The following is a 26,531-nucleotide window of genomic DNA, read 5'->3' as shown; positions in this document are numbered from 1 at the left end:
GCCGGTGCGGCCCGGACGGTGCGCGGCGGGGGAGTGCGCGCGTGACGGTCCTCGTGGGTCTCCTCGTCGGTGCCGCGGTCTGGTGCGCCACGGCCCGGGGCGGTCGGTCGGCGCGCAGGGTCGTCGGTCGGTCGGCGTCGCGCGGCGTGCGGTGGTCCGTCCTGCGCCGCCCGGCCCGACCGCAAGCGGTGCCCGAGCTCGTGCGCGTCGTCGTGACGCAGGTCGGGGCGCTCCTGCGGTCCGGAGCCGCGCCGGGTGTCGCGTGGGGTCGTGCGGTCGGGGTCCGGGTCGACGGCGGGGGTGTCCCGCGGGTCGCGGACCTCGCGCCGCACGTCGGCGGTCCGGCGACGGCGCGTGCCCTCGTCGCGGCGTGCCGGCTGGCCGCGGAGCTCGGTGCGCCGCTCGCGACCGTGCTCGACGAGGTCGCCGCGTCCGTGGCCGCGGACGCCGAGGCGCGGGCCGAGCGGGAGGCGGCGCTCGCCGGACCGCGCGCGACCGCCCGCGTGCTGCTCTGGCTCCCGGTCGTCGGGGTCCTGCTCGGCTACGTGCTGGGTGCCGACCCGCTCGGCACGGCGACCGACGGCGGCCTCGGGACGGCGGGCGTGCTCGTCGGGGTCCTGCTGCTCGTCGCGGGCCGCACATGGTCCGCGCGGCTCGTCGAGCGGGCGCGCACCGCGGGGGACGACCGGTGACCGCGCGGCGCGCGGAGCGGCCTGCCCGGGAAGGAGTGCGCCGGTGACCCTCGTCCTCGTGGCGCTCTGCGTCCTGGTGGGCGCGGCGCCGTGGTGGTCCGCGCGCACCGAGGCCGGACGGCGCGCCGTCGCCGTCGGGCGGGCAGTGCTCGCGCCGGGCGATCCCGCCGACGGCCCGGGCGGCCGACGGCGCCGGGGCGACGACGGCGAACCCGGCATCGAGACCGGGGTGCTCCTCGAGCTGCTCGCGGCCGCCGTCGGGTCGGGTGCGGCGATCCCGCGAGCGATCGACGTCGTCGGGTCGTGCGTCGGGGGCCGCGACGGTGCGGGGTTGCGCGCCGCCGGCGCGGCGCTCCTCCTCGGGGCGTCGTGGGATGGTGCCTGGGCGGGTGCACCGCCGCGGCTCGGGGTCGTGCAGCGCGCGTTGCGGCCCGCGTGGCTGCACGGCGCTGCTCCGGCGTCGTCGCTGCGGGCGGCGGCCGGGGCGTCGCGCCAGGACCGGACCGGAGCGGCCAAGGCTGCCGCGGCGCGGCTCGCCGTGCACCTCGTGCTCCCGCTCGGTGCCTGCTTCCTCCCCGCGTTCGTGCTCGTCGGACTGCTGCCGGTCCTCGTCTCCCTCGGGGCGGGTCTGCTCTCCGGATAGGTGTCGGAGGTCCGGAGGCAGAGGCGGGCGTCGGTGTTACTTTCGGGCCGGGGCCGGGGCCGGGGCCGGGGCCGGGGCCGGGGCCGGGGCCGGGGCCGGGGCCGGTGTCGGTGTCGAGTCGGGTCGCTACGGTGGCCGCATGGACCCGTCCCCTGTCTCCGATGTGCCTGCTGCGCTCCGGGACGACGCCTGGCGGGACGTCGGGAGCGGCGAGTCCTCGGCCCGCGTGCTCGTCAGCGCGGACGGCGCACGGCACGCCAAGGTCGTGGGCCCGGACCAGGCGGCCGACCTGGCGGACGAGCGGGACCGCGCGCTCTGGGCGGCTGAGCGCGGGATCGTCGTCCCCGAGGTTCTGGTGTGGGAGGACACGGGGGAGCAGGCCGTCCTCGTGACGCGCACGGTGCCGGGCGTGCCCGCTGACACAGTCCGCCCCGACCAGGTCGACCGCGCCTGGACGAGCGTCCTCGCGGCGGCGCGGACCCTCCACGACCTCCCCGTGGTCGACTGCCCGTTCGACCGGAGCCTCGACGCCATGGTCGCCCTCGCCCGCGACGTGGTCGACGGCGGCCGCGTCCACCCGGAGTTCCTACGCCCGGAGCAGGAGTCCCGGGATCCCGCCGACCTTCTCGCCGAGCTCACCGCCGAGCTCCCGTGGCGGCGGGAGCAGCAGGCCACGGACCTCGTGGTCTGCCACGGCGACCTGTGCCTGCCCAACGTCCTGCTCGACCCCGAGACGCTGGAGCTCCGCGGGTTCGTCGACGTCGGGCGGCTCGGGGTCGCCGACCGGCACGCCGACCTCTCCCTCCTCCTGGCGAACGCCCAGGACACCTGGCCGGAGCACGCGCGTGCCCTGGAAGAGTCGCTCGCGCCGCGCTACGGGTCCCCGGTCGACCCGGGCAGGCTCCGCTTCCACCTCGAGCTCGACCCGCTCACCTGGGGCTGACCGCGCCCCGGTTGGCCGGGGTTGGTCTCTCGACCCGTCGACGGGGGTGCTGCTCGCGCGACCCGTCGACGGGGGTGCTGCTCGCGCGACCTGTCGACGGGGGTGCTGCTCGCGCGACCTGTCGACGGGGTGCTGATCGTGCGACGGGTTGCCGGTGGCTCGACCTGTCGACCGGGTGCTGATCGTGCGACGGGGTGCCGGTGGCTCGACCTGTCGACCGGGTGCTGATCGTGCGACGGGGTGCCGGTGGCTCGACCTGTCGACCGGGTGCTGATCGTGCGACGGAGTGCTGGTGGCTCGACCCGTCGACGCGGGCGGAGCGCGCGTTGCCATGCACAGGTCGTCGTCTTGAGGGCCCCGTCCACCGACGCCCCGCGGTGGAGTGCGGCAGGGGTGCAGGTCCCGGCAGGGTCTCCCCGACCGCCCGCACGACGCGGGCCACACGAGGGGAGCCGGAGATGACACGACAGCCGCGACGCGCGCTCGCGCGCCTGACGGGGACGAGCACGGGGCAGGACGGTGAGGCGGGACTCGCGACGGCCGAGTACGCCATCGCGACGGTCGCGGCGGCGGGCTTCGCCGGACTGCTCATCGTCGTGCTGAAGAGCGGCGAGGTGCGCGAGATGCTGCTCGGCATCGTGCGCAGCGCGCTCTCGCTGGGCTGAGCCCGTGCGACGGGACGCCGGGGCGGAGAACCGCCGGCTGAGGGGCCGGGTCCGTCAGGGCGGAGAGCGTGGTGCGGTCACGGCCGAGCTCGCGGTCGCCCTGCCGGCGGTCGTCCTGGTGCTCGTCGTGGTCCTCACCCTCGCCGCGGCGGCGGGCGCCCAGATGCGCTCTGCCGACGCGGCGAGGGCTGCCGCCCGCGCGGTGGCCATCGGTGAGGACGACGCGACCGTGCGCGCGACCGCGCTCCGGGTCGCCGGAGCCGGCGCGACGGTCGGCGTGCAGCGCGGCGACCCGTGGGTCGAGGTGCACGTCACGACGCCCGTCGTGGGCGGGTGGCTCGCCGGGTCGCCGTTGCGCGCGAGCGGCGTGGCCGTCGCGTGGGCCGAGCCGTGACCGCGGCGCGGCCTCCGCGGGGACGGCGCACCGAGACCGAGACCGAGACCGCGACCGCGACCGCGACCGGGACCGGGACCGGGACCGAGACCGGGACCGAGACCGGGACCGGGACCGGGACCGACGGACGACCGGGTGCGAGGCCGGCGGCGGCTGACCATCTCGACGTCGAGCACGGAGCAGGCACGGTGCTCGTGCTCGGGGTCGTCGCGGCGGTCCTCGTGCTGGCTCTCGCGCTCGCCGGGCTCGCGCAGGCGCAGGCGGCGCGTGGCACCGCTCAGACCGGAGCCGACCTCGCGGCGCTCGCGGCGGCGACGGCAGTCCGCGACGGGTGGGAACCCTGCGGCCGGGCGCGCGAGGCCGCGGCGCGCAACCGGGCCGTGGTCGTCGCGTGCACGGAGCAGGGCGCCGGGGTCGTCCGGGTGGACGTCGAGTCGAGAGCCGGCGTGACGTTCCTCGGCGCCACGCTCGGCCGCGCGACCGCCGCCGCACGGGCCGGCCCGGCGAGCGCGCGATGAACGGTCGCCACCGTCTGCTCCGGCTCGGCACACGCGAGAGGCCGGCGCTCCTGACACGGGCCGGCGAGGGCGCGACGAGGGTCCGCGACCGGCACGGTCAGCGGTCCGCCGGGTCGTGCGAGCGGAGCGTGACCTGGGGAGATCGGCCCTTCGCGCGGCGGGAGCGACCGGACGGCACCAGGCCTCGACCTTGCGGAGGTGCCGTGCCCTATCGCGGGAGACCTGCGGTCCGTCCCGCAGTGTCGGCGTCGGCTTCAGCTGCCGTGGCCGGGGCGTGCGCCAGCACGGCATCGAGCAGCCGGACGGCGGCGGCCTTCTCGAGCGGGGCGTTGTACGACCCGCACTTGGGCGACTGCACGCACGCCGGGCAGCCGTCGTGGCACGGGCAGCGGGCGATGGCGTCGCGCGTCGCGCGGAGCCAGGTCGCGCCGAGCTCGAACCCGCGCTCGGCGAAGCCGGCCCCGCCGGGATAGGCGTCGTGGACGAACACGGTGGCCTCGCCGGTGTCGGCGTGCAGCGCGGTCGACACGCCGCCGAGGTCCCAGCGGTCGCACGTCGCGAGGAGGGGGAGCAGGCCGATCGACGCGTGCTCGGCGGCGTGCAGCGCACCGGGCAGCTCGTCGGCGTCGACGCCCGCCTCCTCGATCACGGAGGCGGGGACGGTCCACCAGACGGCCATCGTCGGCAGCGTGCGCTCGGGAAGGTCGAGGGTCTCCGTGCCGAGGACCTGCATGTCGAGGAGGCGGCGTCGCTGGAAGCTCACCACCTGGGAGCACACGTCGACCGGGCCGTAGCCCCAGCCGACCGGGCCCCAGCTGCGCTCGACGACCTCGCGGCCCGTCGCGACGTCCCCGTCCGTGGGCTCGTCGACGATCGTGATGGACGTGGTCGACCGGGACCACGTGCCGTGGTCGACGTCCTGCCGACGCACGAGCGCGACGTGGTCCGCGAGGTCGAGGTGCTCGACGACGTAGGTGCGGCCCTGGTGGACGTACACCGCGCCGTCGTGCACCGAGCCGTCCGCGGAGGCGGCGTCGACCGTCCCGAGCAGCCGGCCGGTGCGCGCCTCGGCGACCCGGACGGGCGCGCCGCCGGACCCGCGCAGGTCGGTCATGCCCGACGCGGGCTGCGCGTGGGTCCAGTACCAGCCGGAGGCCCGGCGTCGCAGGGCTCCGCGCGCGACGAGCACGTCGAGCAGGCCGCGCACCACGTCGGGCGCGCCGAACGCGGCGAGGTCCTCCGACCGCAGCGGCACCTCGGCTGCCGCCGCGCACAGGTGCGGCGCGAGGACGTAGGGGTTCGCGGGGTCGAACACGGTCGCCTCGAGCGGCGCGTCGAACACCGCCTCGGGGTGGTGCACGAGGAACGTGTCGAGCGGGTCCTCGCGCGCGACGAACGCGACGAGGCCGTCGGCGCCCGCCCTCCCGGCGCGGCCCGCCTGCTGCCACACCGACATGCGGGTGCCGGGCCAGCCCGCGATGAGCACGGCGTCGAGCCCCGAGATGTCGACGCCCAGCTCGAGGGCGTTGGTCGTCGCGAGGCCCAGCACGTCGCCGGTGCGCACCGCGTCCTCGAGCTCGCGCCGTTCCTCGGGCAGGTACCCGCCCCGGTAGGCGGCGACGCGGCGCACGAGGCGGGGGTCGACGACGCGCACGCTGTCCTGCGTCTGGACCGCGACGGACTCCGCGCCGCGGCGCGAGCGCGTGAACGCGAGCGTGCGGGCGCCCGCGATGACGAGGTCGGCGAGCAGGTCGGCCGTCTCGGCCGTGGCGCTGCGGCGCGGGTGCTCGGGCCCCTCGGCGGGCGTCGCGACCGCGGGGTCGTCGTCGTGACCCTCCGCGGGCCCGGCGTCCGCGGACGCCTCGAAGCCCACGACGACGGGCGGCTCCCACAGGGCGAACGTCTTGCGCCCCGCGGGCGAGGTGTCGCGCGCGACGGTCACGACGTCGTCGGGCTCGACGCCGACGAGCCGTGCCGCGCTCGTCGCCGGGTCGGCGGTCGTCGCCGACGCGACGACGAACGCCGGAGGCGGGTCGCCCTCGCGCGCGTAGTGCGCCGCGAGCCGGCGCAGGCGCCGCAGGACGAGGGAGACGTGCGCGCCGAACACCCCCCGGTAGGCGTGCCCCTCGTCCACGACGACGTACCGCAGGTCCCGCAGCAGCCGCGTCCAGCCGCGGTGGTGCGGCAGGAGCGCGAAGTGCAGGAAGTCCGGGTTGGTGAGCACGACGTCGGCGTGCTCGCGCACCCACCGGCGCTCGTCCTGCCCGGTGTCGCCGTCGCACGTCGCGACCCGCACGTCGCGCGTCCCGGCGGCGTCGAGGAGGCGCTGGAGCCCGGAGAGCTGGTCGGCCGCGAGCGCCTTCGTGGGCGAGAGGTAGAGCACGGCGCCGCGCCGGGCGACCGACTCGATGCGGCCGGGGTCGAGGACGCGCGCCGCGGCGTCGGCGCGGACGGCCGTGAGCGCCGGGAGCCAGAACGCGAGCGACTTGCCCGAGCCCGTGGAGGTCGCGAGCGCGACGTGCCGGCCCGACCACGCGGCGTCGGCCGCCTCGACCTGGTGCTCCCAGGGGCGCTCCACGCCGAGCGCGCGGTACCCGGCGACGAGCGACGCGTCGGCCCACGCGGGCCACTCGCCCTGGGTGCCGGGGCGCGCGGGCAGCTCGCGCACGTGCCGCAGCCGCTCGTCGCGCCGTCCGCCCGCGCGCAGCACGTCGAGCAGCGTCGCGCTCGTCGGTCGCGGGGAGGTGGTGGGGGCGTGCAGCACGTCTCCGAGTGTCCCACCTCGGGCCCACGGTTCGGCCGAGGGCCGTGCTCGGGACCTCCGGCCCTCGCGCGGGGAGGGGCGCACGGCCGACGATCGACGCATGGCAGCGTGGCGTGGGGTCCGGGTCCTGACGACGACGGCGCTCGCCGCCGGGGCGCTCCTGCTCACCCGGCGCCTGACCCAGACGTGGGGCACCTGGGAGGGCGAGCACGAGTGCGTGCTCCCCGGCGACGACCTCGTCCCCGACGCGCGCGCCGTCGTCGCGACGCGGGCCGTGACGGTCGGCGCGCCGCCGGCCGACGTCTGGCCGTGGCTCGTCCAGCTCGGTCAGGGGCGCGGCGGCTTCTACTCCTACGACGCGCTCGAGAACCTGGTCGGCCTGGGCATCCGCAGCGCGGAGGCGATCGAGGAGCGCTGGCAGGGCCTCGCCGTGGGCGACGACGTCCACCTGGCCGACGAGGCCGTCCTCCGGGTCGCGGCGCTCGAGCCGGGCTCTCACCTCGTGCTGCTCGGCGCGCCGGGGCCAGGGCAGCCGGACACCATGCCGTTCCGGTTCTCGTGGGCGTTCGTCGTGCGACCGCTGCCGCCGGGGTCGGACGGCACCCCGCGGTCGCGCCTGCTCGTCCGCGAGCGGTATCTGCCGCTGGGCGCCGCGGGCCGCGCGGTCGTCGAGGCGGTGCAGCCGGTGAGCTTCCTCATGACGCAGAAGATGCTGCGCGGCGTCCGCGCCCGCGCCGAGCGCCCCTGACGGGCGCGACCAGGCGATCGCGGCTGCCCGACCAGGCGGTCTTGGTCCGTCCCGCGCCCAGGACGAACCAGAACCGCCTGCTCGGCCGGTGGGGTGGGCGGGAGACTCAGCCTTGGAAGATCTTGAGCACCGCACGCGAGAGGTACCACGGGTCCACGACGGCGGTGAGCTCGCGCGCGGAGTGCATCGAGAGGATGGGGACCCCGACGTCGACCGTGCGGATGCCGAGGCGGGTCGCGGTGAGCGGCCCGATGGTCGAACCGCAGGGCACGGTGTTCTTCGAGACGAACTCCTGGCTCGGCACCCCGGCCCGGGCGCAGGCGCGCGCCCACGCCGCGGCGCCGTGCGCGTCGGTCGTGTAGCGCTGGTTCGCGTTGATCTTGAGGATCGGCCCGCCGCCGGCGAGGGGACGGTTCGCGGGGTCGTGCCGCTCCGGGTAGTTGGGGTGCACCGAGTGGCCGACGTCGCTGGACACGCACAGCGACCCCGCGAGCTGGCGGTGCCGCTCCTCGTCCGTCGCGCCGAGGCCGGCCGCGACCCGGGCGAGCACGTCCGCGAGGAACGGGCCGGACGCGCCGGAGCGCGACTCCGACCCGATCTCCTCGTGGTCGAACGCGGCGAGCACGGGGATCGCAGCGCCCTCGACGGGCCGGTCGGGCGTGCCCGCGACCTCGAGCAGCGCGACGAGACCGGCGTGCACCGACAGCAGGTTGTCGAGCCGCCCGGACGCGAGGAACGCGTCGTGCGCGCCGAACACGCGGGGCGACTGGGTGTCGGCGACCACGACGTCGTACCCGGCGACCTCGCTCGCCCGCACGCCCGCGTGGTGCGCGAGCTCGGCGAGCACGTCCCCGCCGCTCGTCCCGTGCGGCGCGCCCGCGACGTCGGACCCGGCCGGACCCGACGCCGACGCGAGGCCCCACACGGGCTGCGTGTGCTGCTGCTTGTCGAGCGTGAGCCCGTCGTTCGCGGCGCGGTCGAGGTGGATCGCGAGCTGCGGGATGCGCAGCAGGGGGCCCGTGCGCACGAGGTGCTCCTCGCCGTCGGCCGTGACGAGGCGACCGGCGAGCTCGAGCTCGCGGTCGAGCCACGAGTTGAGCAGCGGGCCGCCGTAGATCTCCACGCCCGCCTGCCACCAGCCCTCGCGGCCGACGCTCGGGCGCGGCTTGAGCTTGAAGCAGGGCGAGTCGGTGTGGGCGCCGAGGATCGCGAACGGCGTGGTCGCCGTCGCGCCCGCGGGCACGGCCCAGGCGATCACCGCGCCGTCGCGCACGACGACGTACCGCCCGCCCGCGGGCCCGTCGCCCTCGGTCACCGACGGCCAGGCCGCGGTCTCGTCCAGGCGCTCGAAGCCGACGGCCTCGAGCCGGCGCGCGACCTCGTGCGCCGCGTGGTACGACGACGGGGACGCCTCGACGAACGTCGCGAGGTCGTGCGCGTGGGCGAGGGCGCGGTCGTGGAGGGTCGGGTCGGTCACGGGGGTGCTGGGCGTCGACACAGGCTCCACCCTACGCACGCCCAGGAGCGCTCCGTAGGGTGGTCGCGCACCGCGAGAGAGGGAGTCCGCATGACCTGGGTCGTCCTGCCGGGCCTGGCGCTCACGCCCGAGGACTTCGCCCCGCTCGCGCGCGCCCTCGGCACCGCGTCCGGCACCGACGACGTCCGCGTCCTCGACGCGTGGCGCGTGCCCGTGACGGGACCGGTCGACGTGGTGCGGGAGGGCCTGGGCGTCGACGGGTCGCGGCCCGTGGACCTCGTGGGGCACTCCGTCGGCGGACTCACCGCGATCGAGTGGGCGCTGCGGCACCCGGACGAGGTCCGCCGGCTCGTGCTCCTCGACCCGACGAGCCCGTGGGAGGCCCATCTCCCGGCCCTGCACACGGGACGGGTCACGGCCCGGGCCGGCACCGCGGCGGCGGGCGTGCTCGCGACCGGGCTCGCCGTGACGGGCGCGAACCTGCGCCGCGTGGGCGTCCGGGTCGTCACGCGCGCCCCGGACCGCCTCCCGCACGACGTCGCGCACGCCCGCTACGGCTCGCGCGAGGCGTGGACTCTGCTCGCCCACCAGTGGTTCGCGAGCTGGGAGCAGGCGCCGCGCGTGCGCGACCTGCTCGACGGCGGCCGCCGTCTGCCCGCGGGTGCCGAGCCGCTGCTCGTCACCGGGCTGCGGGCGAGCGCCCGGTTCCTGCGCGCGCAGCGCGAGCTGTCGGACCGGCTCGGGGTCCCGCGGGTCGGGCTCGCGGGGGAAGGCCACCTCTACCCGCTCACCCGGCCCGACGCCGTCGCGCGCCTCGCGCTCGGCACGACCGCGCCGTAACGGGCGCCGGTCGGGCGGGTCACCGCCGCGAGTGATCGACCCGTCGCACACCGACGCCGCCGGCCCGACGCTCGCCGCGATGACGACAACCTCTCGTCTCCCGTGTCCGTGAGTGTCGTGTCGGCGAGCGACGTCGGGTCGTCAGCCGACATCCCCGCGCGAAGCGGGTGTCTCTGCAAGCCAGGGCGACCGGCCGCCGACGGCGTCGAGCGTCGCCCGACGGTCTGCCACCTCGATCGTGACGGGCCCCGCGAGGACGGGAATCTCGCCCGTCCCGGGCAGGAGCGTCGCCCGGGCGTACACGTCGTACGCGCCCGGTGCGAGGGGGCCGCCGGACTCGCACGAGACGAAGTGCACGCCGACCCGGGGACCGGAGGTGCCGTTCGCCTCGGCGGACTCCTGGGACGGGACGACCGCTTCGCCGGGAACGCCGACGACCTCCAGCCCTCGTGCGGCGACGAGGTCCACGTCGACGAGCCGCACCGTGTCGCCGGGGCGGCTGGACCCGCTCGTGACGCGGAGCATGCCGTTCCAGCGGGACCCGGCGGCGACCTGGGTGTCTCCGTCGAGGGCCACGGCGTAGGCGGGGATGAACGGGGGATTGTCGGGCCCAGCCTCCGGCAGGGGGTCGAGGTCCACGGTCGTGCCGCACGCGGCGGCGACCGGCGTCGGGGGCTCCGCAGGCAGCGGCCCGCGCGTGTCCCACGCGGGGAGCTGCGTCGCGCCGAGGGCGAGCAGGGCCACGACACCGAACGCCGCGGCGCCGAGCGCCGTCCTCTTCGCCGAGCGTCGCCGCCGCACGCGGGAGCGGACGGCGTCGAGCCGGACCGGGACGTCCGCCGAAGCTGCGGGTGCGTCATCGGCGATCGTGCGCAAGGCGCGCGCGAGAGCCTCCCCGTCTCCCGGGGGCGGGGGCGACTCCCGGTCGTCGCGCGCGTGGTGCGTGATCATCGTGCTCGCCTCTCAGCGGGGTGGTGATGCGGGTCGGGCGTTGGCGCGGTCGTCGTGCAGCGCGCCGTGCATCGCCGCCATGGCGTCGTGCAGGTGACGCTTGACGGTGCCCTCGGCGCTGCCGAGGGCGGCCGCGACCTGCGGCACGGTCAGGTCCTCGAAAAACCGCAGGACGACGCACGCGCGCTGTCGTGGTGTCAGCCCGGCGAGAGCCGCGGCGACGTCAGCACGCGCGGTGGCCGGGGCCTCGGGACCACGCGCGGCGTCGTCCGTCGCGACGAGGTGCCGCACGCCCGTCCACCTCCGTCGTCGCCGGTAGCCGTCGAGGTAGAGCGTGAGGATCGCGCTGCGCACGTACCCTTCGGTGCTGACGATCTCCGGCCGCCCCGGCGGGTCCGCGTCGAGGTCGACGGTCCGGACGGCGCCGGGCCGCCCCTTCAATGGTCTGCGCAGCTGCGAGAACACCTTGACGAGCGCATCCTGAACGAGGTCCTCCGCCTGCTGCGCGTCGCCGCACAACAGGTAGGCGTAGCCGTTCAGCGCACGACCACGCCGGGCCACCAGGTCGCCCAGCTCGTCGTCCCACCGTGCCACGCCCGTGCTCCCTCGCCGTCCTCGACCCGTCTGCCCGATCATGACGTCCGCCGGACCGGAACCGTTGGGGGGCGACCGCGAGCGGTCGACGGAGCGCGGTTCTCCCCAGTGCTCTGAGCGGTCAGGAGATCGTGAGCCGGACCGGCGCGGACACGAGCCAGCCCTTGTGGGGGCTGCCATCCGTGGTCTCGGCGCCCCAGGAGCCGTCGAGCTGCTGGAGGGCGTACGACGTGACGATCCAGGGGTGCACCGCCTGCACTGTGTATTCGCCGGGCGGGAGCGAGTTCCCCGAGGGCAGTCCCCACTCGCAGGCCACCGTAGCCCCGACAACATGATCAAGCTGCTCGGTCGCGCCCGGCTCGAGGACCGTGTACGCCTCGGAGTCGGTCGCCGGTGCGGTCGAGCTGACGATCACGCCGTCCCGAGAGACGACGTACGCGCGGACCCAGCGGAAGTCGACCGTCTCGCTGCGCGCCGTGGGCAGCCCGGCGAGCCGCACGGGCAGGGTGCTTTCGGTCCCGGTCACCACCGAGAGAGCCTCCGCGGTCTCGAGCCGTGCGAGGAGCTCGTCGCCCGTCGGGGCCGGCGCGGGCATGCCGCACCGGAGGTCCTCGTACGACAGCGCTGCGGGGAACGTCGTCGTCGGGCCGGGGAACGCGCCGGGCACCGGGTCGGTGGCCGGCGGTGCCTCCATGTACGGATCGGGCGCGACCGTGAACGGCACTGTCGCGGACACGAGCCAGCCGTCAAACAGCGGTTCGCCGCCGGGGGAGGTGACGGGCTCGCCCCAGGCACCGTCGTGCTCGAGAGCGTACGACGACACGAGCCAGGGGACGACCACCGCGAGCTCGTAGTCGCCCGGCGGGAGCGACGGCGAGTGATCCGTGACGCCGGTGGGGTCGCAGGAGGCGAACGAGTCGATCGACGCGGCGAGGTCGAGCACGTCGCCCTCGGCGAGATCGACCTGCGGCGCCCCGTCCAGGTTCGAGGGCGTCAGGGACGACGCGATGAGCCCGTCCTGGACGACGACGTACCCGACGAGCCCGGCCGGGTCCAGGGCGCTGACCCGCGCGCTGGCGTCGACGGAGACGCGGGCCGTGACCTCGACGAGGTCGGGGGACGTCACGGAGACCGCGGCCGGGGCGACCGACGCCGTCGCGAGCAGGTCCGTGCCCGTCGCCGCCGGTGCGGGCGCGCCGCACTGGAGCGCGTCGGTCGTGACGGGCGAGGGGAACGTGGCCCGGTGCGTGGGTGTCGGGCTCGGCGTGGGCTCCGGGCTCGGCGCCGGAGCGGGCATGACGGGGCGCGGATCGTCGTCGAGCAGGGCGCTCGCGCCGACGCCCACGACGGCGACCGTCAACACGGCGGCGGTGCCGACGACGAGCCCGGCGCGGCGGCGGCGGACACGCCGTACCGCGCTGTGCAGGCGCTGACCGGCGACCGCGTCGTCGGTCGTGGGCTGCACCGCGTCCGCGGCGAAGCGCAGCGCCCGCTCGAGGTCGAAGGGCTCGTCGGTGATGGGCCGGTTCATCGCGCACCTCGCAGGTTCTTCACGGTCAGGTCGTCGTCGTCGGTCGCTCGGACCGGCCCGAGCCGGGCCGCGAGCTTGGTGGTCGCGTCGCTGAGGTACCGCTTGGCGGTCCCTTCGGTGATCCCGAGCTGCGCGGCGACGTCGCGGACGGGCAGGTCGCTGAAGTACCGCAGGACGACGCACGCGCGCTCCCGCGGCGAGAGCGTGGTCAGCGCCTCCAGGATGTCGAGGCGCACCTCGGGAAGGGCCGGCCCGTCCACCTCGGGGCGCGGGCCGAGGAGGTGGCGCACGCCGTCCCACCGCTTGCGACGGCGGGTCCCGTCGACGTATGCCGTGAGGATCGTCCGGCGGACGTAGCTCTCGGCGAGCTGGAAGTCCGTCGCCGCCCGCCCGCGGCGAAAGGTCCGGAACAGAGCTTCCTGGACGAGGTCCTCCGCCTCTGCGGCGTGCCCCGTGAGCAGGAAGGCGTACCCCACGAGCGCCCTCCGCCGGGTGCGGACGATCTCGTCCAGCACCGTTTCCCAACGCGCCATCGCGCATGCCTCCTGCCTGTCGTGAACACCGTCGCCCCTCTCAACGCCCGCCGCGAGAGTTCGGTTGGGGCCACATCCTGACTTTCACCCGACCGCTCGCCGGAGTCGGGCGAAAGACGCGCTCGTGACGTCCTGCACGAGTGGTCGTGACGTACGACACACGTGCGTAGACTCACCCCCATCGCTCCGGCAGGGGACCGGCGCGACGGTCGCGCGGTTCGTCAAGGAGGACGGATGCTCACGCTCGGTACGGAAAGTCTCACCATCGTCGCGGTCATCGCGGCGATCGCCCTTGTGGCCCTCGCCTTCGCGGTCGTGCTGCGCAGACAGGTCCTCGCCGCGGACGAGGGCACGGCGAAGATGCAGGACATCGCCCAGGCGGTGCAGGAGGGCGCCGGCGCGTACCTGAGCCGCCAGTTCCGCACGCTCGCGCTGTTCGCGGCGATCGTCTTCGGACTCCTGTTCCTGCTGCCGGCCGACGGCGGCATCCGCGTGGGGCGCTCGGTCGCGTTCCTCGTGGGCGCCGGGTTCTCGGCCGCGATCGGCTACCTCGGGATGTGGCTCGCGGTGCGCGCGAACGTGCGCGTCGCGTCGGCCGCGACCCGGCCGGGCGGACGCTCGGAGGGCGCGCGCATCGCGTTCCGGACGGGCGGCGTCGTCGGCATGTCGGTCGTCGGCCTCGGCCTGCTCGGCGCCGCGGGCGTCGTGCTCGTCTACAAGGGCGACGCCCCGGCGGTGCTCGAGGGCTTCGGGTTCGGCGCCGCGCTGCTCGCGATGTTCATGCGCGTCGGCGGCGGCATCTTCACCAAGGCGGCGGACGTCGGCGCGGACCTCGTCGGCAAGGTCGAGCAGGGCATCCCCGAGGACGACCCGCGCAACGCCGCGACCATCGCGGACAACGTGGGCGACAACGTCGGCGACTGCGCGGGCATGGCGGCCGACCTGTTCGAGTCGTACGCGGTGACGCTCGTGGCGGCGCTCATCCTCGGCAAGGCGGCGATGGGCGAGGAGGGCCTCGTGTTCCCGCTCGTCGTGACGGCCCTGGGCGCGCTCGTCGCGGTGCTCGGCGTGTTCATCACGCGCGTGCGCGGTCAGGAGAACGGCCTCAGGGCCATCTACCGCGGGTTCTACCTCTCGGCGCTCATCGGCGCGGTGCTCGCCGCCGTCGCCGCGTTCGTCTACCTGCCGTCGTCGTTCGCCGCGCTCGACGGCACGGCCGACCTCGGCGACCTGTCCGGGATCGCGGCCGACCCGCGCGTCGTCGCGAGCCTCGCCGTCGTCATCGGGATCGTCCTCGCGGGCATCATCCTGTGGATCACGGGCTACTTCACCGGCACGACGTCGAAGCCCACCCTGCACGTGGCGGCCACCTCGCGCACGGGCGCGGCGACGGTCGTGCTGTCGGGCATCGGGGTCGGGTTCGAGTCGGCCGTGTACACGGCGGGCGTGATCGCCGCGGCGATCTGCGGCCTGTTCCTCCTCGCAGGCGGGTCGGTGTGGCTCGCGCTGTTCCTCGTCGCCCTCGCCGGGTGCGGGCTGCTGACGACGGTCGGCGTCATCGTCGCGATGGACACGTTCGGTCCCGTCTCCGACAACGCCCAGGGGATCTACGAGATGTCGGTCGGCGAGTCGGGCGACGGCGACGCGGAGGCCGCGCAGATCCTCACGGACCTCGACGCGGTGGGCAACACGACGAAGGCGATCACCAAGGGCATCGCGATCACGACGGCCGTCCTCGCGGCGACCGCCCTGTTCGGGTCGTACGCCGACGCCGTGAGCCACGCGCTCGCGGACGTGCAGGGCGTCGGGAGCGGTCTCGTCACGGCGATGCTCGACTACCAGATCATCTCGCCCATCACGCTCGTGGGCGTGATCCTCGGTGCCGCGACGGTCTTCCTCTTCTCGGGTCTCGCGATCGACGCGGTGACGCGCGCGGCGGGGGCGATCGTGTTCGAGGTGCGCCGCCAGTTCCGCGAGCACCCCGGGATCATGACGTTCCAGGAGCGCCCCGAGTACGGCCGGGTCGTCGACATCTGCACGCGCGACTCGCTGCGCGAGCTCGCGACCCCCGGCCTGCTCGCGGCGTTCGCGCCCATCGCCGTCGGCTTCGGCCTGGGCGTCGGGCCGCTGGCCGGCTTCCTCGCGGGCGCGATCGGCGCGGGCGTGCTCATGGCCGTGTTCCTCGCCAACTCGGGCGGGGCGTGGGACAACGCGAAGAAGATCGTCGAGGACGGCGCGTACGGGGGCAAGGGCTCGGAGGCGCACGCCGCGACCGTCATCGGCGACACGGTCGGCGACCCGTTCAAGGACACCGCCGGCCCGGCGATCAACCCGCTCATCAAGGTGATGAACCTCGTGTCGGTGCTCATCGCGCCCGCGGTCGTGCTCATGAGCGTGCCCGAGGACGCCAACCACGTCCTGCGCATCGCGATCGCGGTCGTCGCGGCCGCCATCGCGTTCGGCGCGGTGATCATGTCGCGGCTGCGTGCGGCGCGCGTCGACCGCGAGGAGTCCGCCGTCGAGCGGGAGCGCGTCGCGACGGGCGCCTGAGGCCCGGCCGCCGCAGACGACGGAGGGCGCCCGGGTCGACCCGGGTGCCCTCCGTCGTGCGCGGGACTAGCCCGCGACGGTGAACGACGCGCGCAGGAGCGCGTCCTCGCGCGACGACGGCCCGACGCGCAGCTCGAACGCGCCCGGCTCGACGACGCGGCGCCCGCGCGCGTCGACGAGCGTGCAGTCCGCCACGGGCACCTCGAGGCCGACGGTCGCCGACTCGCCCGGCGCGAGGTCCACCTTGCGGTAGGCCTTGAGCTCCTTCTCGGCCCACGTCACCGACGTGACGGTGTCGCTCACGTAGACCTGGACGGTCTCGCGCACCGGGCGCGAGCCGGTGTTCGTCAGCGTGACCTCGGCGCGCACGACGTCGTCGGGCCCGTGCTCGGTGCCGAGCACCCGCAGGTCGGCGTACTCGACGGTGGTGTAGCTCAGGCCCTCGCCGAGCGCGAACGCGGGGCTCTGCGTGAGGTCGGCGTAGCGGACGCCGTGCTGGCCGCGCACCACGTTGTAGTAGGTGGGCTGCTGGCCGGCGTGGCGTGCGAACGAGATCGGGAGCCGGCCCTCGGGCTCGATCAGCCCGAGCACGAGCTCGGCGACGGCCTGGCCGCCGCGCATCCCGGGGTTGGCCGCCCAGACGACCGCCGCCGCCGCGTGCGCCGACGGCGGCAGCACGAGCGGCTTCGACGCGACGACGACCACGACCACGGGGGTGCCGGTGGCGACGAGGGCGTCGAGCAGCGCGACCTGGCCGCCGACGAGCTCGAGCGTCGCGGTCGAGCGCCCCTCGCCCACGAGCTCGATGCGGTCGCCCACCACGGCGACGGCGAGGTCGGCGTCGCGCGCGGCGGCGACGGCCTCGGCGATCAGCGCGTCGTCGGGCGCGGCCGGGACGACGACCTGCGGCCGCGGCTGCCCGTCGGGGAACAGCTCGCCCTCGGGGTCGGGCGCGAGCGTGAGGATGTCGGCGCCGCGCGCGTGGGTCACGGCCCAGCCCTCCGGGGCGAGCGCGCGGAAGCCGTCGAGCACGGTCGTCGTCATCTCGCGCGGGTGGCCGTCGGGCAGCCAGTCGGCCTGGCCCGACGCGCCCGCCCAGTCGCCGAGCTGCGTGTGGTCGTCGTCCGCGTTCGGGCCGACGACGGCGATCCTCCGGGCGGGCGCCCCGGCCGGGGCGAGGGCCCGGCCGTCGGGCGTCCCGGCGTCGTGGTCGAGCCCGCCCGCGAACGGGAGGGTGCCGTCGTTGGCGAGGAGCACGAGGGAGCGGCGCGCGACCTCGAGGTTCACCGCGGCGTGCTCGGCCGACGCGATGACCGCCTGCTGGCGCGCGACGTCCGGGCGACGCGGGTCCTCGAACAGGCCGAGGCGGAACTTGAGCGTGAGGATGCGCCGGACGGCGGCGTCGATCGCCGCCTCCTCGACGAGGCCGCGGTCCACCGCCTCGAGCGCGCCCTCGAAGAAGCGCGGCGTCGTCATGACCATGTCGTTGCCGGCGCGCACGGCCGCGGCGGACGCGTGCACGTAGTCGGGCTGGATGTGCTGCTCCCAGACCATGCGGCCCACGTTGTCCCAGTCCGTGACGAGCGTGCCGGTGTAGCCCCACTCGCCGCGCAGGACGTCGTCGAGCAGCCAGCCGTTCACGGTGACGGGCACGCCGTCCATGGACTGGTAGCCGAGCATGAACGTGGCGCAGCCCTCGCGCGCGACCCGCTCGAACGGGGGCAGGAACCAGGACCGGAGCTTGCGCTGCGAGATGTCGGCCTCGCTCGCGTCGCGGCCGCCCTGCGTCTCGGAGTAGCCCGCGAAGTGCTTCGCCGTGGCGAGGACGCCCGTCGGGTCGGACAGCCCGTCGCCCTGGTAGCCGCGGACCATCGCGGACGCGAGCTCGCCGATGAGGAACGGGTCCTCGCCGAACGTCTCGTCGACGCGGCCCCAGCGCAGGTCGCGCGCGATGCAGAGCACGGGGGAGAAGGTCCAGTGGACGCCGGTCGCGGCGACCTCGACCGCGGTCGCGCGCGCGACCTGCTCCACGAGCGCGGGGTCCCACGTCGCGGCCATGCCGAGCTGCGTGGGGAAGATCGTCGCGCCGACCCAGAACGAGTGGCCGTGGATGCAGTCCTCGGCGAGCAGCAGGGGGATGCGCAGCCGCGTCTGCCCGGTGAGCTCGTGCGCGGTGAGGACGTTCTCCGGCGAGGTGTGCAGCAGCGAGCCCGCGTGCTTCTCGAGCACCGCGGGGCCGACGCCGTCGCGCGCGTCGAGCTGGAGCATCTGGCCGACCTTCTCGGGCAGCGTCATGCGGGCGAGGAGGTCCTCGACGCGGTCGGCCACGGGCACGGCGGGGTCGAGGTAGGGCAGGGTGCTCACGGACGGTCCTTCCACGGCGGCGGCGACGGCACCCGGCGGCGCCGCGGGTGCGGGCACGGCGTCGGCGGACCGGGCGCCGTCACTCTACCGGAAACCAAGTAACTGGTCAGTAAGTTTGCGCCGTCAGTGCCAGTGGTCGAGGAAGCGGGCGACGGTCCGCGTCGCGTGGTCGAGCACGTGGCCGTCCTCCGCGGCGGCCCCCGAGAGCAGCGCCGCGTCCACGACGTGCGCGACGAGGTCGGTGTCCGTCACGTGCCCGTGGCCCGACGCGTCGAGCACCGTCCGCGCGGCCGCCAGCAGGCGCGGGCGCGACGCGCGCATGATCGGCCGCAGCGCCGGGTCCCGCATGGCCGTGAGCATGGGGTCGAGGCGCACGTCGACCACCGAGTCGTCCACGTGCGGGGCGTACAGCGTCTCGATGAGCTCGCGCGCCGTCGCGGTGCTCGAGCGGCGCCGGTGGGCGAGGGCGTCGGCGTGCTCCTGCGCGGCCGTCGCGCGCACGTCCTCCGCGGCCTCGACGGCGGCGGCGACGAGCGAGGCGCTCGTCGGGAAGTAGTACGACGCCGACCCCTGCGGCACGCCCGCGGCGCGGGCGACCTGCCGGTGGGTCACGGCGGCGAAGCCCTGGTCGATGAGCAGGTGCGCGGCGGCGTCGACCATCGCGCGCTGCCGCTCCGCGCTGCGCCCCTGCACCGTGGTGCGCGCGCCCCGCGCGCCGCTCGTCGCCGACCGGTCCCGGGCACCCGCAGCGTCGTCCACGCGGCCATCGTAGTGAGGAATAACCTATACGTGCGTATGGTTATCGCCCTCGGACCGCGAGCGCGGCCCGTGGAACGAACGAGGAGTGGAGAAGGATGGTCGCCGCCGAGGGGCTCGTCATCGACTGGGCACAGATGCCCACCTACAACACCGTGATGTCCGTCGCCGTCGGCGCCGGGCTGATCCTGCTGGTCATGCTCGGCCGCGAGCTGCTGCGGGCGCCCGGGAAGATCGTCGTGGAGGGCTGGTCGCTCGCGTTCGGCGTGCTGGGCACGATCCTCACGGCGACCGGGCTGCACATGACGCTCACGTGGCCGCTCGCCGCGGGCGGCTTCCCGTTCGACAACATCATCTTCGGCGAGACGAGCCTCGCGTTCGGCGTGCTGCTCCTCGCCGCCGCGTTCTACCTCTGGACGCGCGGCCGCGCCGCGCTCGAGCGGGCCGACGCCACCGAGCACCTGCAGGCCGTCGCGCGCCCCGTGTCGGTGTTCGTGCTCGGCATGGGCCTCGGTCTCGTCGCCATCGCGATCGCCGGCGTGACGTACCAGCTCTTCGCCGCGCCGCCGGAGGAGCCGATCTCCGGCGCGTTCGCCGCCTACCCGCTCGTCGAGGCGATCTTCATGTCCGGGCTCATCGCGCTCGTGGGCGTCGGCGCGATCCTCTTCCCGTTCGCGGTCCGCTCCGGGCGGCGCGTCGTGCGGGTCGTCATCGGGTGGGCCTGGGGCCTGTCCGGCGTCGCGTTCCTGCTGTTCGGCGCGATGAACTTCTTCACCCACATCGGCCTCATCGTCAACACGATGGGCTGACGCCGCGGCGACCCCGAGGACCCCGCCGGCCGACCAGGCCCGCGGGGTTCTTCGCGCCCGCGGGAGGCGTCATCATAGGGGCCATGCAATCACCGGTGCGCGCCGTGGCCCACGCCGCGGTCCTCGCCGTCGTCGCCGGGCTGTGCCTCGCCGTCGTCGCGAGCGGGGCGTTCGACGTCGTTGCCCTCCCGGGCGCAGCACCCGCCGCCGCACCGCCCCCGCCCGCCGCCCCCGCGGCGTCGTCCCCGGGTGCCGGGGACGGCGCGGACGACGGCGCGGCACCCGCCGACGGCACGGACCCCGACACGTCGGACCCCACCGCGCCCGACGACGGCACGGACCCGGGGGCGGGCGCCGTCGACCCGGCGTGCCGGGAGGCGGAGGTCGCGTGGGGCGCGGCGGCCAAGGCGCAGGTCAACCTCACGGTCGACCACCCCGAGGCCCTCGTCGAGGGGTTCACCACCGCCCGCGACACGCTCGCCGGGGCCACCCCGCCCGTGGCGGTCGCGCGCGACTGGGCCGTCGTCACGACCTACCTCACGATGATCGCGGACGAGGTCGAGGCCACCGGCACGCGGGACACGGGCGAGCTGTCGCGGGCGATCGACCGCGTGGGGCGCCGGATCGACACGGCGGCGCTCACGTCGTCGTCCCGGGCCGTCACCGAGTACTTCCGGGCCGGCTGCGCGCGCTGACCGGCACCCGCCGGAACTTCACCCCGTGGCGATGGCCACATGGGGAGCGGTCCCCACTTCGAGGATTTGAGGGCGCGCGACGCGCGTCCGTGGGAAACCATGGTCGTCATGCGCACCCGACTGACGATCACCAAGACCACGACCGCCCTCGCGACGAGCGCCCTCCTCGTGCTCGGCCTGGCCGCCTGCGGTGGCTCCGGCGACGACGCGAGCACCGACTCCGAGACCACGCCGGCGGAGGAGACCAGCACGTCGGCCGAGGAGGAGACCACCCCGTCCGAGGAGCCCACCGAGGAGGAGTCCGCCGACACCGAGGCGTCGGGCGACTTCTGCACCGCCTACGACGCCCTGCTCGACGCCCAGACGACCCTGAGCTCGATCGACACGAGCGACCCGGCCGCCGCCGTGACGCAGTTCGAGACGTTCACGGCGTCGCTCGAGGCCGCCGAGGCCCCGGCCGAGATCAGCACCGACTGGGACAACGTCACGGGCGTCTTCCGCCAGCTCACGGACACGCTCGAGACCGCGGTCGCCGACCCGGCGAACGCGGACATCTCCTCGATCACGTCGCTCATGACGGACGAGACCTTCCAGACCTCGGCGCAGAACGTCGCGGTCTACGGCACGCAGAACTGCTGACGACGACCTCCCCCACGGACCCTCGGCACGCCTCGGCGAGCCGGGGGTCCGTCGCGTCCGGGGCGGCGCGGGCCCTCGGCAGCCGCGCGCGGATCGGTGAGGATGGAGCCATGCCTCCCGCCTCCAGCACCCCGAGCCCGTCGTCGCGCACCGTCGCGGACGGGCCCGGCCCCGTCCCGCCCGGCGCCGGCCTCGCCCCCGCCGACCTCGCGGCCGCCGCGGCGACGCTGCGCGAGGACCTCGCGGCGGCGGACTTCACGGTCGACGGCGTCGAGCGCGTGCTCGGTCCCGTCGCGTCCGCCGCGCTGCACCGCGAGCAGGCCGTCCCGGCGCGGCGCGCGCTGCGCGACCGCGGTCGGGAGGAGGCCGACCCCACGGCCGCTCTCGCCGCCCTCTTCCTCCTCGGCGACGACGTGCCCCGGCGCGCCCTCGACGCGGCGCTCGGGCGGACGGGGGTCGACGGCGCACGGCGGCTGGGTCTCGTCGAGGCGGCGGGCGCGGGCGACGACGACGCGGTGCGCGCGCTCGTCGACCTGCGGCCGTACGCGGCGACCGACGCCGCGGGCCCCGTCACGTGGTGGCTGTCGTCGGACCTGGGCGAGCTCGCGACGGGCCGCCGGCTCGCCCCGGACCACGTGCTCGGCGCGGGCGGCGCGTCCCTGACGCTCGCCCAGGTGACGGTCCGGACGCCGGTCGGGCGCGTGCTGGATCTCGGCACGGGCTGCGGCATCCAGGCCCTGCACGCCGCGCGGCACGCGCGCGCTGTCGTCGGCACGGACATCTCGCGCCGGGCGCTCGGCTTCGCCGCGTTCAACGCCGCCTTCAACGCCGCCTTCAACGCCGCGTTCGACGAGGACTCCGGGGACTCCCGGGCGGCCGGGCCCGGAGGCGCCGCACCGGCCGGGCGGGTCGAGCTGCGCGAGGGCTCGATGCTGGAGCCGGTCGCGGGCGAGCGGTTCGACCTCGTCGTGTCGAACCCCCCGTTCGTCATCACGCCGCGCGCCGCCGGTGGCGCGCTCCCGGACTACGAGTACCGCGACGGCGGCCGGTCGGGCGACGACCTCGTGCGCGACCTCGTGACCGGGGTCGGGGCCGTGCTCGAGCCCGGCGGCGTGGCACAGCTCCTCGGCAACTGGGAGCACCGCCGGGGCGTGCCGTGGGACGAGCGCGTCGGCGCGTGGCTCGACGAGGCCGGCCTCGACGGCTGGGTGGTCCAGCGCGAGGTGCTCGACCCCGCGGAGTACGCCGAGACCTGGATCCGCGACGGCGGCACGACCCCCGAGCGCGAGCCCGCGGCGTGGGCGGCTGCGTACGGCGCGTGGCTCGACGACTTCGCCGCGCGCGACGTGGAGGCCGTCGGCTTCGGCATCGTCACGCTGCGCCGTCCGCTCGCGGGCGCCCGCCCGACGCTGCGGCGGCTCGAGGAGCACACCGGGTCGGTGCGCCAGCCGCTCGGCGCGCACCTCGCGGCGTCGCTCGCGGCGCACGACTGGCTCGCGGCGCGCGACGACGCGGCCCTCGCGGGCGAGCGGCTCGCCGTCGCGCCCGACGTCACGGAGGAGCGGTTCCACACGCCCGGCGCGCCGGACCCCACGGTCGTCCTGCTGCGCCAGGGCGACGGTCTGGGCCGCGCCGTGCGGGCGACGACGGGGCTCGCCGCGCTCGTCGGCGCGAGCGACGGCGAGCTGACGGTCGGCCAGCTCGTGGGAGCGATCGCCGCGCTGTTCGAGGTCGGCGCCGAGGACCTCGCGGGCGAGCTCCTGCCCGACGTGCGCGGGCTCGTGCGCGACGGCTTCCTCGCACCCGTGGGCTGACGCGCGCGACACGCCCCGGCCGCACCGATACGTTGGGGCGGCATGGACCTCGAGGTGCGGCACCTGCGCATGATCGTGACGGTGGCCGAGACGGGCAGCGTGACCAAGGCGGCGGCGTCGCTGGGCCTCGCGCAGCCCGCCCTCACCGCCCAGCTCAACCGGATCGACCGTACGCTCGGCGGGTGCGTCTTCACGCGCGACCGGCAGGGCGCGCGCCCCACGGAGCTCGGCGAGCTCGTGCTGCGGCACGCGCGCGTCGTGCTGCCCGCCATGTCCGCGCTGGTCGACGACGCCCGGCGGCTCACGAGCGAGCACGGCACGGTCGGCCGCGTGCACGTGGGGACGGTGAGCTCCGCGATCGGCGGCCTGTTCGCGAGCCGGCTGCACACCGCGCTGCCCGGAGCGCTGGGGGTCGACGACCTGCTCGTCACGACGGCGACGTCGTGGTCCGTCGAGGAGACCGCGGACCGGCTCGCGAGCGGCACGCTCGACGTCGCGCTCGTCGGGATGTGCGGCGACGCGTCCCCGCCCGCCGCCGGGGGCCTGGTGTGGACGGCGGTGTCCACCGACCCGGTGTTCGTGCTCGTCGACGAGTACCACCCCGTCGCCGGGCGCGACGCCGTCGGGCTGGGCGAGCTCGCCGACGCGCTGTGGCTCACGGCCCCCGGGAGCGGGTGCTTCGAGCGCTGCTTCGTGGGGGCGTGCGCGCGGGCGGGCTTCACGCCGCGCGCGATGGGGGAGTCGGACCGCACGTCGTGCATCGACCAGGTGCGCGGCGGGCACGCCGTCGCGCTCGTCCAGCCCGTGCTCCTCGACGCCCCCGGCGTGCGGACCGTCGCGCTCGAGGGCGCCCCGCTGCGCTGGACGCACCACGTGGGGTGGCGGCGCGACGCCGTCGACCGCCTCCCGGTCGACGCGGTCCTGCGGGCCGCGACGGGCGCGCACCGCGACGCCGTGCAGCGCTCGCCCCGCTACCGGCGGTGGCGCGCCGAGCACCCGGTGGAGACCGCGTAGGGGCGAGCCCGCACATAGCGCCCGCGTATGACCTGATCGTGATCTGGGCGCGCCCTGGACGCGTCCCTAGCGTGGCCTCGACCGGGCCACCCGGGCCCGGCGAAGGGAATGGACGACATGACACGACCACTCCGCAGGAGGCTCGCCGCGGTCACCGCCGCGGCGACGCTCCTGGCGGGCGGGGCCGCGACGCACGCCGTCGCCGCCACGCCCGCACCAGACGACCAGCGCGCGACGGTGCGCGCGGTCCCCAAGACGGCCCCCGGCCTGGAGCGCGCGCTGGAGCGCGACCTGGGCCTCAGCGCGCGGGACGCACGGACGCGCCTCGCTTTCCAGTCCGACGCGGCGGGCACCGAGGCCGCGCTCGAGCAGCGCCTCGGCGCCGACTACGCGGGCGCGTGGGTCGACGACGCCGCGAACGTCCTCTACGTCGGCGTCACCGACGCCGCCGACGCGCGCACGGTGCGCGCCGAGGGCGCCACCGCGGTCGACGTCGACCACACGCTCGCCGAACTCGAGACCTGGCGCGCGACGCTCGACGGCGCGCTCGCCGACGACCCGGCGGCGCTGCCGGGCTGGTACGTCGACGTGACGCGCAACCGCGTCGTCGTCTCGGTGCGCGAGGGCGGCCAGGCCGACGTCGCCGCCCAGGTCGCCGCCGCGGGCGTGCCCGCCGACGCGGTCACGTACGAGGAGACGACGGAGTCCCCGCGGCCGCTGATCGACGTCGTGGGCGGCAACGCGTACACGATCGGCGGCGGCAGCCGGTGCTCCGTCGGGTTCGCGGTCCAGGGCGGGTTCGTCACCGCCGGGCACTGCGGCTCGACCGGTGCGCGCACGTCCGGGCCGGCGGGCACGTTCCGCGGGTCGAGCTTCCCGGGCAACGACTACGCGTGGGTCCAGGTCGACGCGGGCAACACGCCTGTCGGCGCGGTGAACAACTACGCCGGGGGCCGCGTCGCGGTCGCGGGCGCGACGCAGGCGCCGGTCGGGGCCTCCGTCTGCCGCTCGGGCTCGACCACCGGCTGGCACTGCGGCACCGTCCAGGCGTACAACGCGTCCGTCACCTACCCGCAGGGGACCGTCACGGGCCTCATCCGCACGACGGTGTGCGCCGAGCCCGGCGACTCGGGCGGCTCGCTCCTCGCGGGCAACCAGGCGCAGGGCGTGACGTCCGGCGGGTCCGGGAACTGCAGCTCCGGCGGGACGACGTACTTCCAGCCGGTGGGCGAGATCCTCTCGGCATACGGCCTGACGCTCCTCACGAGCGACGGCGGGGGAGGCACGCCGCAGCCGCCGACGGGCTGCAGCGGCTACGCCCGCACGTACTCCGGGTCGCTCGCCGCGGGCACGACGGCGGTCCAGCCCGACGGGTCGTACTACACGGCCGGGGCCGCCGGGACGCACCGCGCGTGCGTGAGCGGTCCGAGCGGTGCCGACTTCGACCTCTACCTCCAGCGCTGGAACGGGTCGACATGGGCGACGGTCGCGCAGTCGACCTCTCCGGGCGCGAACGAGTCCGTCTCCTACTCGGGGGCCGCGGGCTACTACCGGTTCGTCGTCCAGGCGTACTCCGGCTCGGGCGCCTACACGCTGGGGGCGACGACGCCCTGACCCGCCCGCCGCGCGCCGAGCACGAGGTCGCCGTCGTTCCCGTCCGCTTCCCGGGAGCAGCCTCGTGCTCGGCCGCGTGGGGCCGTCAGGCCAGCAGCGCCGGGCCGTACTTGAGCAGCACGAGGGCGGCGAGGCCCACGAGCCACGCCGCGACGAGGTAGCCGTACGCGCCCGACCGCACGAACCCGAGCAGGCGCGCCTGGACGCCGCGCGGCAGGTAGAGGTTGTCCTCCAGGACGTTCCAGTGCAGGAGCGACGCGAACACGAGCGTCGTGGAGACCGTGATGAGCAGGCACCACGGGCACAGCGCCCCGATGACGAACATCGACTGGTAGAAGAGCCAGTACGCGAACACGACCCCGAGCAGGTACACGCACTGCGCGGCGAAGAGGAACCACCGGGGGAAGCGGGTCCCGCCGAGCGCCGCGACCGCCGTCGTGATGACGATCGGCTCCGCGATCAGCCCGAGGAACGCGTTGGGGAAGCCGAACACCTGCGCCTGCCACGACTGCGCGACCGTCCCGCACGACAGCACGGTGTTGACGTCGCACGACAGCACCGCGCCGGGGTCCCCGGCGAGGAGGACCGCGTCGTACGACAGCACGAACGCCGCGGTGAGGCTCAGCAGCCCGAACAGCAGCATCTCGCCGAACAGCACGCCGCGGGAGTGGGTCCAGCCGGTGGGCCGGGCGAAGGGGTCGAAGCCCGCGTCCGGCGTCGGGCCCGACGCCGTCGGGCCGGGCGAGCGGGCGTCGTCCGCGAGCGCGGTGGTCGTTCCGGTCACGGGCGGTCCTCGGGTCCGCGGGGCCCCGCCGGAGAGGTCCGGCGGGCGGGGCAGAAGGTGGCGCCGGCCGGCAGGGTGGGCGCGCTGCCGGCCCGGCGCCGCACCCAGCGTACGAACGTGCGCCGCGGGGCCGACAGGGACCATGGTCCCGGATCCGGGGCGCTTCTCGGGCGGTCCCGGGCGACCGGTCGGACGCCCG

Annotated in this window: 24 protein-coding genes; 15 read left to right on the top strand and 9 right to left on the bottom strand. The window is 75.9% G+C overall.

Going from position 1 to position 26,531, the window contains the following annotated elements; genetic code table 11:
* The first annotated feature begins 41 nt into the window (after positions 1–41).
* The 6 genes from E1O70_RS14905 to E1O70_RS20605 all read left to right on the top strand — a co-directional run bounded on the left by E1O70_RS14905 (position 42) and on the right by E1O70_RS20605 (position 3,855).
* Positions 42–692, top strand: a complete 651-nt coding sequence (locus tag E1O70_RS14905) for a hypothetical protein (protein WP_061266571.1) — start codon at positions 42–44, stop codon at positions 690–692.
* A 43-nt stretch (positions 693–735) separates the two neighbouring features.
* Positions 736–1,335 carry a hypothetical protein gene (locus tag E1O70_RS14900; protein WP_061266572.1) on the top strand — a complete coding sequence of 200 codons (600 nt, stop codon included), beginning with the start codon at positions 736–738 and terminating at the stop codon, positions 1,333–1,335.
* A 139-nt stretch (positions 1,336–1,474) separates the two neighbouring features.
* Entirely contained in the window at positions 1,475–2,278 is an 804-nt protein-coding gene (locus E1O70_RS14890; RefSeq protein ID WP_061266573.1) for an aminoglycoside 3'-phosphotransferase, read from the top strand.
* 458 nt (positions 2,279–2,736) lie between these two features.
* The gene (locus E1O70_RS14885) at positions 2,737–2,943 is read left to right on the top strand and encodes a DUF4244 domain-containing protein (protein WP_021483237.1); all 207 of its coding nucleotides are present in this window, start codon (positions 2,737–2,739) and stop codon (positions 2,941–2,943) included.
* Between the two features lie 4 nt (positions 2,944–2,947).
* Positions 2,948–3,337, top strand: coding sequence for a TadE family type IV pilus minor pilin (locus E1O70_RS14880; RefSeq protein ID WP_240696719.1), 390 nt, complete (start codon positions 2,948–2,950; stop codon positions 3,335–3,337).
* Positions 3,238–3,855 (top strand): Rv3654c family TadE-like protein, encoded by a 618-nt coding sequence (locus tag E1O70_RS20605; RefSeq protein ID WP_338077836.1) that lies wholly within the window; start codon positions 3,238–3,240, stop codon positions 3,853–3,855. Before E1O70_RS14880 ends, E1O70_RS20605 begins: the two co-directional genes overlap by 100 nt.
* Positions 3,856–4,063: 208 nt before the next feature.
* Here E1O70_RS20605 and E1O70_RS14865 read toward each other — a convergent pair whose 3' ends face one another.
* Positions 4,064–6,619 (bottom strand): DEAD/DEAH box helicase, encoded by a 2,556-nt coding sequence (locus tag E1O70_RS14865; protein ID WP_240696718.1) that lies wholly within the window; start codon positions 6,617–6,619, stop codon positions 4,064–4,066.
* 100 nt (positions 6,620–6,719) lie between these two features.
* Between E1O70_RS14865 and E1O70_RS14860 the strand changes: the two genes are divergently transcribed.
* Complete coding sequence (locus tag E1O70_RS14860; protein ID WP_061266581.1) at positions 6,720–7,367, top strand: hypothetical protein; 648 nt, start codon at positions 6,720–6,722, stop codon at positions 7,365–7,367.
* A 106-nt stretch (positions 7,368–7,473) separates the two neighbouring features.
* On the opposite strand, the gene E1O70_RS14855 is transcribed toward E1O70_RS14860, so the two are convergent.
* Entirely contained in the window at positions 7,474–8,865 is a 1,392-nt protein-coding gene (locus E1O70_RS14855) for a M18 family aminopeptidase (protein WP_370670898.1), read from the bottom strand.
* Between the two features lie 69 nt (positions 8,866–8,934).
* Here E1O70_RS14855 and E1O70_RS20150 point away from each other — a divergent pair, with 69 nt between their 5' ends.
* Positions 8,935–9,684, top strand: coding sequence for an alpha/beta fold hydrolase (locus E1O70_RS20150; RefSeq protein ID WP_061266582.1), 750 nt, complete (start codon positions 8,935–8,937; stop codon positions 9,682–9,684).
* Positions 9,685–9,825: 141 nt separating this feature from the next.
* On the opposite strand, the gene E1O70_RS14845 is transcribed toward E1O70_RS20150, so the two are convergent.
* The 4 genes from E1O70_RS14845 to E1O70_RS14830 all read right to left on the bottom strand — a co-directional run bounded on the left by E1O70_RS14845 (position 9,826) and on the right by E1O70_RS14830 (position 13,293).
* Positions 9,826–10,635: a hypothetical protein gene (locus E1O70_RS14845; RefSeq protein WP_061266583.1), complete on the bottom strand. Its 810-nt coding sequence runs from the start codon at positions 10,633–10,635 to the stop codon at positions 9,826–9,828.
* 12 nt (positions 10,636–10,647) lie between these two features.
* Positions 10,648–11,229 (bottom strand): RNA polymerase sigma factor, encoded by a 582-nt coding sequence (locus E1O70_RS14840; protein WP_061266584.1) that lies wholly within the window; start codon positions 11,227–11,229, stop codon positions 10,648–10,650.
* 121 nt (positions 11,230–11,350) lie between these two features.
* Positions 11,351–12,760, bottom strand: coding sequence for a hypothetical protein (locus E1O70_RS14835; RefSeq protein WP_061266585.1), 1,410 nt, complete (start codon positions 12,758–12,760; stop codon positions 11,351–11,353).
* On the bottom strand, positions 12,757–13,293 hold the full coding sequence (locus tag E1O70_RS14830; RefSeq protein ID WP_061266586.1) for a sigma-70 family RNA polymerase sigma factor: 537 nt from the start codon (positions 13,291–13,293) through the stop codon (positions 12,757–12,759). The genes E1O70_RS14835 and E1O70_RS14830 overlap by 4 nt, the downstream gene beginning before the upstream one ends.
* A 234-nt stretch (positions 13,294–13,527) precedes the next feature.
* Here E1O70_RS14830 and E1O70_RS14825 point away from each other — a divergent pair, with 234 nt between their 5' ends.
* Complete coding sequence (locus E1O70_RS14825; RefSeq protein WP_061266587.1) at positions 13,528–15,843, top strand: sodium-translocating pyrophosphatase; 2,316 nt, start codon at positions 13,528–13,530, stop codon at positions 15,841–15,843.
* Between the two features lie 66 nt (positions 15,844–15,909).
* Here E1O70_RS14825 and E1O70_RS14820 read toward each other — a convergent pair whose 3' ends face one another.
* The gene (locus E1O70_RS14820) at positions 15,910–18,207 is read right to left on the bottom strand and encodes an exo-beta-d-1,3/1,6-glucosidase (protein WP_240696717.1); all 2,298 of its coding nucleotides are present in this window, start codon (positions 18,205–18,207) and stop codon (positions 15,910–15,912) included.
* Between the two features lie 123 nt (positions 18,208–18,330).
* Entirely contained in the window at positions 18,331–18,966 is a 636-nt protein-coding gene (locus E1O70_RS14815; protein ID WP_061266588.1) for a TetR/AcrR family transcriptional regulator, read from the bottom strand.
* 95 nt (positions 18,967–19,061) lie between these two features.
* Here E1O70_RS14815 and E1O70_RS14810 point away from each other — a divergent pair, with 95 nt between their 5' ends.
* The 6 genes from E1O70_RS14810 to E1O70_RS14785 all read left to right on the top strand — a co-directional run bounded on the left by E1O70_RS14810 (position 19,062) and on the right by E1O70_RS14785 (position 25,548).
* Complete coding sequence (locus E1O70_RS14810) at positions 19,062–19,772, top strand: DUF981 family protein (protein ID WP_021482095.1); 711 nt, start codon at positions 19,062–19,064, stop codon at positions 19,770–19,772.
* Positions 19,773–19,855: 83 nt separating this feature from the next.
* Complete coding sequence (locus E1O70_RS14805; protein ID WP_128957561.1) at positions 19,856–20,467, top strand: hypothetical protein; 612 nt, start codon at positions 19,856–19,858, stop codon at positions 20,465–20,467.
* 108 nt (positions 20,468–20,575) lie between these two features.
* Positions 20,576–21,106, top strand: a complete 531-nt coding sequence (locus E1O70_RS14800) for a hypothetical protein (RefSeq protein WP_128957560.1) — start codon at positions 20,576–20,578, stop codon at positions 21,104–21,106.
* A gap of 110 nt (positions 21,107–21,216) precedes the next feature.
* On the top strand, positions 21,217–22,920 hold the full coding sequence (locus E1O70_RS14795; protein ID WP_082774172.1) for a DUF7059 domain-containing protein: 1,704 nt from the start codon (positions 21,217–21,219) through the stop codon (positions 22,918–22,920).
* Positions 22,921–22,962: 42 nt separating this feature from the next.
* Positions 22,963–23,934, top strand: coding sequence for a LysR family transcriptional regulator (locus E1O70_RS14790; protein WP_061266591.1), 972 nt, complete (start codon positions 22,963–22,965; stop codon positions 23,932–23,934).
* Positions 23,935–24,051: 117 nt separating this feature from the next.
* Positions 24,052–25,548: a S1 family peptidase gene (locus E1O70_RS14785; protein ID WP_061266661.1), complete on the top strand. Its 1,497-nt coding sequence runs from the start codon at positions 24,052–24,054 to the stop codon at positions 25,546–25,548.
* An 85-nt stretch (positions 25,549–25,633) separates the two neighbouring features.
* Here the strand turns inward: E1O70_RS14785 and E1O70_RS14780 are convergent, their stop codons facing one another.
* Entirely contained in the window at positions 25,634–26,332 is a 699-nt protein-coding gene (locus E1O70_RS14780; protein ID WP_240696716.1) for a vitamin K epoxide reductase family protein, read from the bottom strand.
* Between the last annotated feature and the right edge of the window lie 199 nt (positions 26,333–26,531).

The sequence above is a fragment of the Cellulosimicrobium funkei genome (genome assembly GCF_004519295.1).
Lineage (GTDB): Bacteria > Actinomycetota > Actinomycetes > Actinomycetales > Cellulomonadaceae > Cellulosimicrobium > Cellulosimicrobium funkei.
The sequence above is the reverse complement of the archived record's forward strand: the minus strand, read 5'-3'. Positions and strand labels throughout refer to the sequence as shown.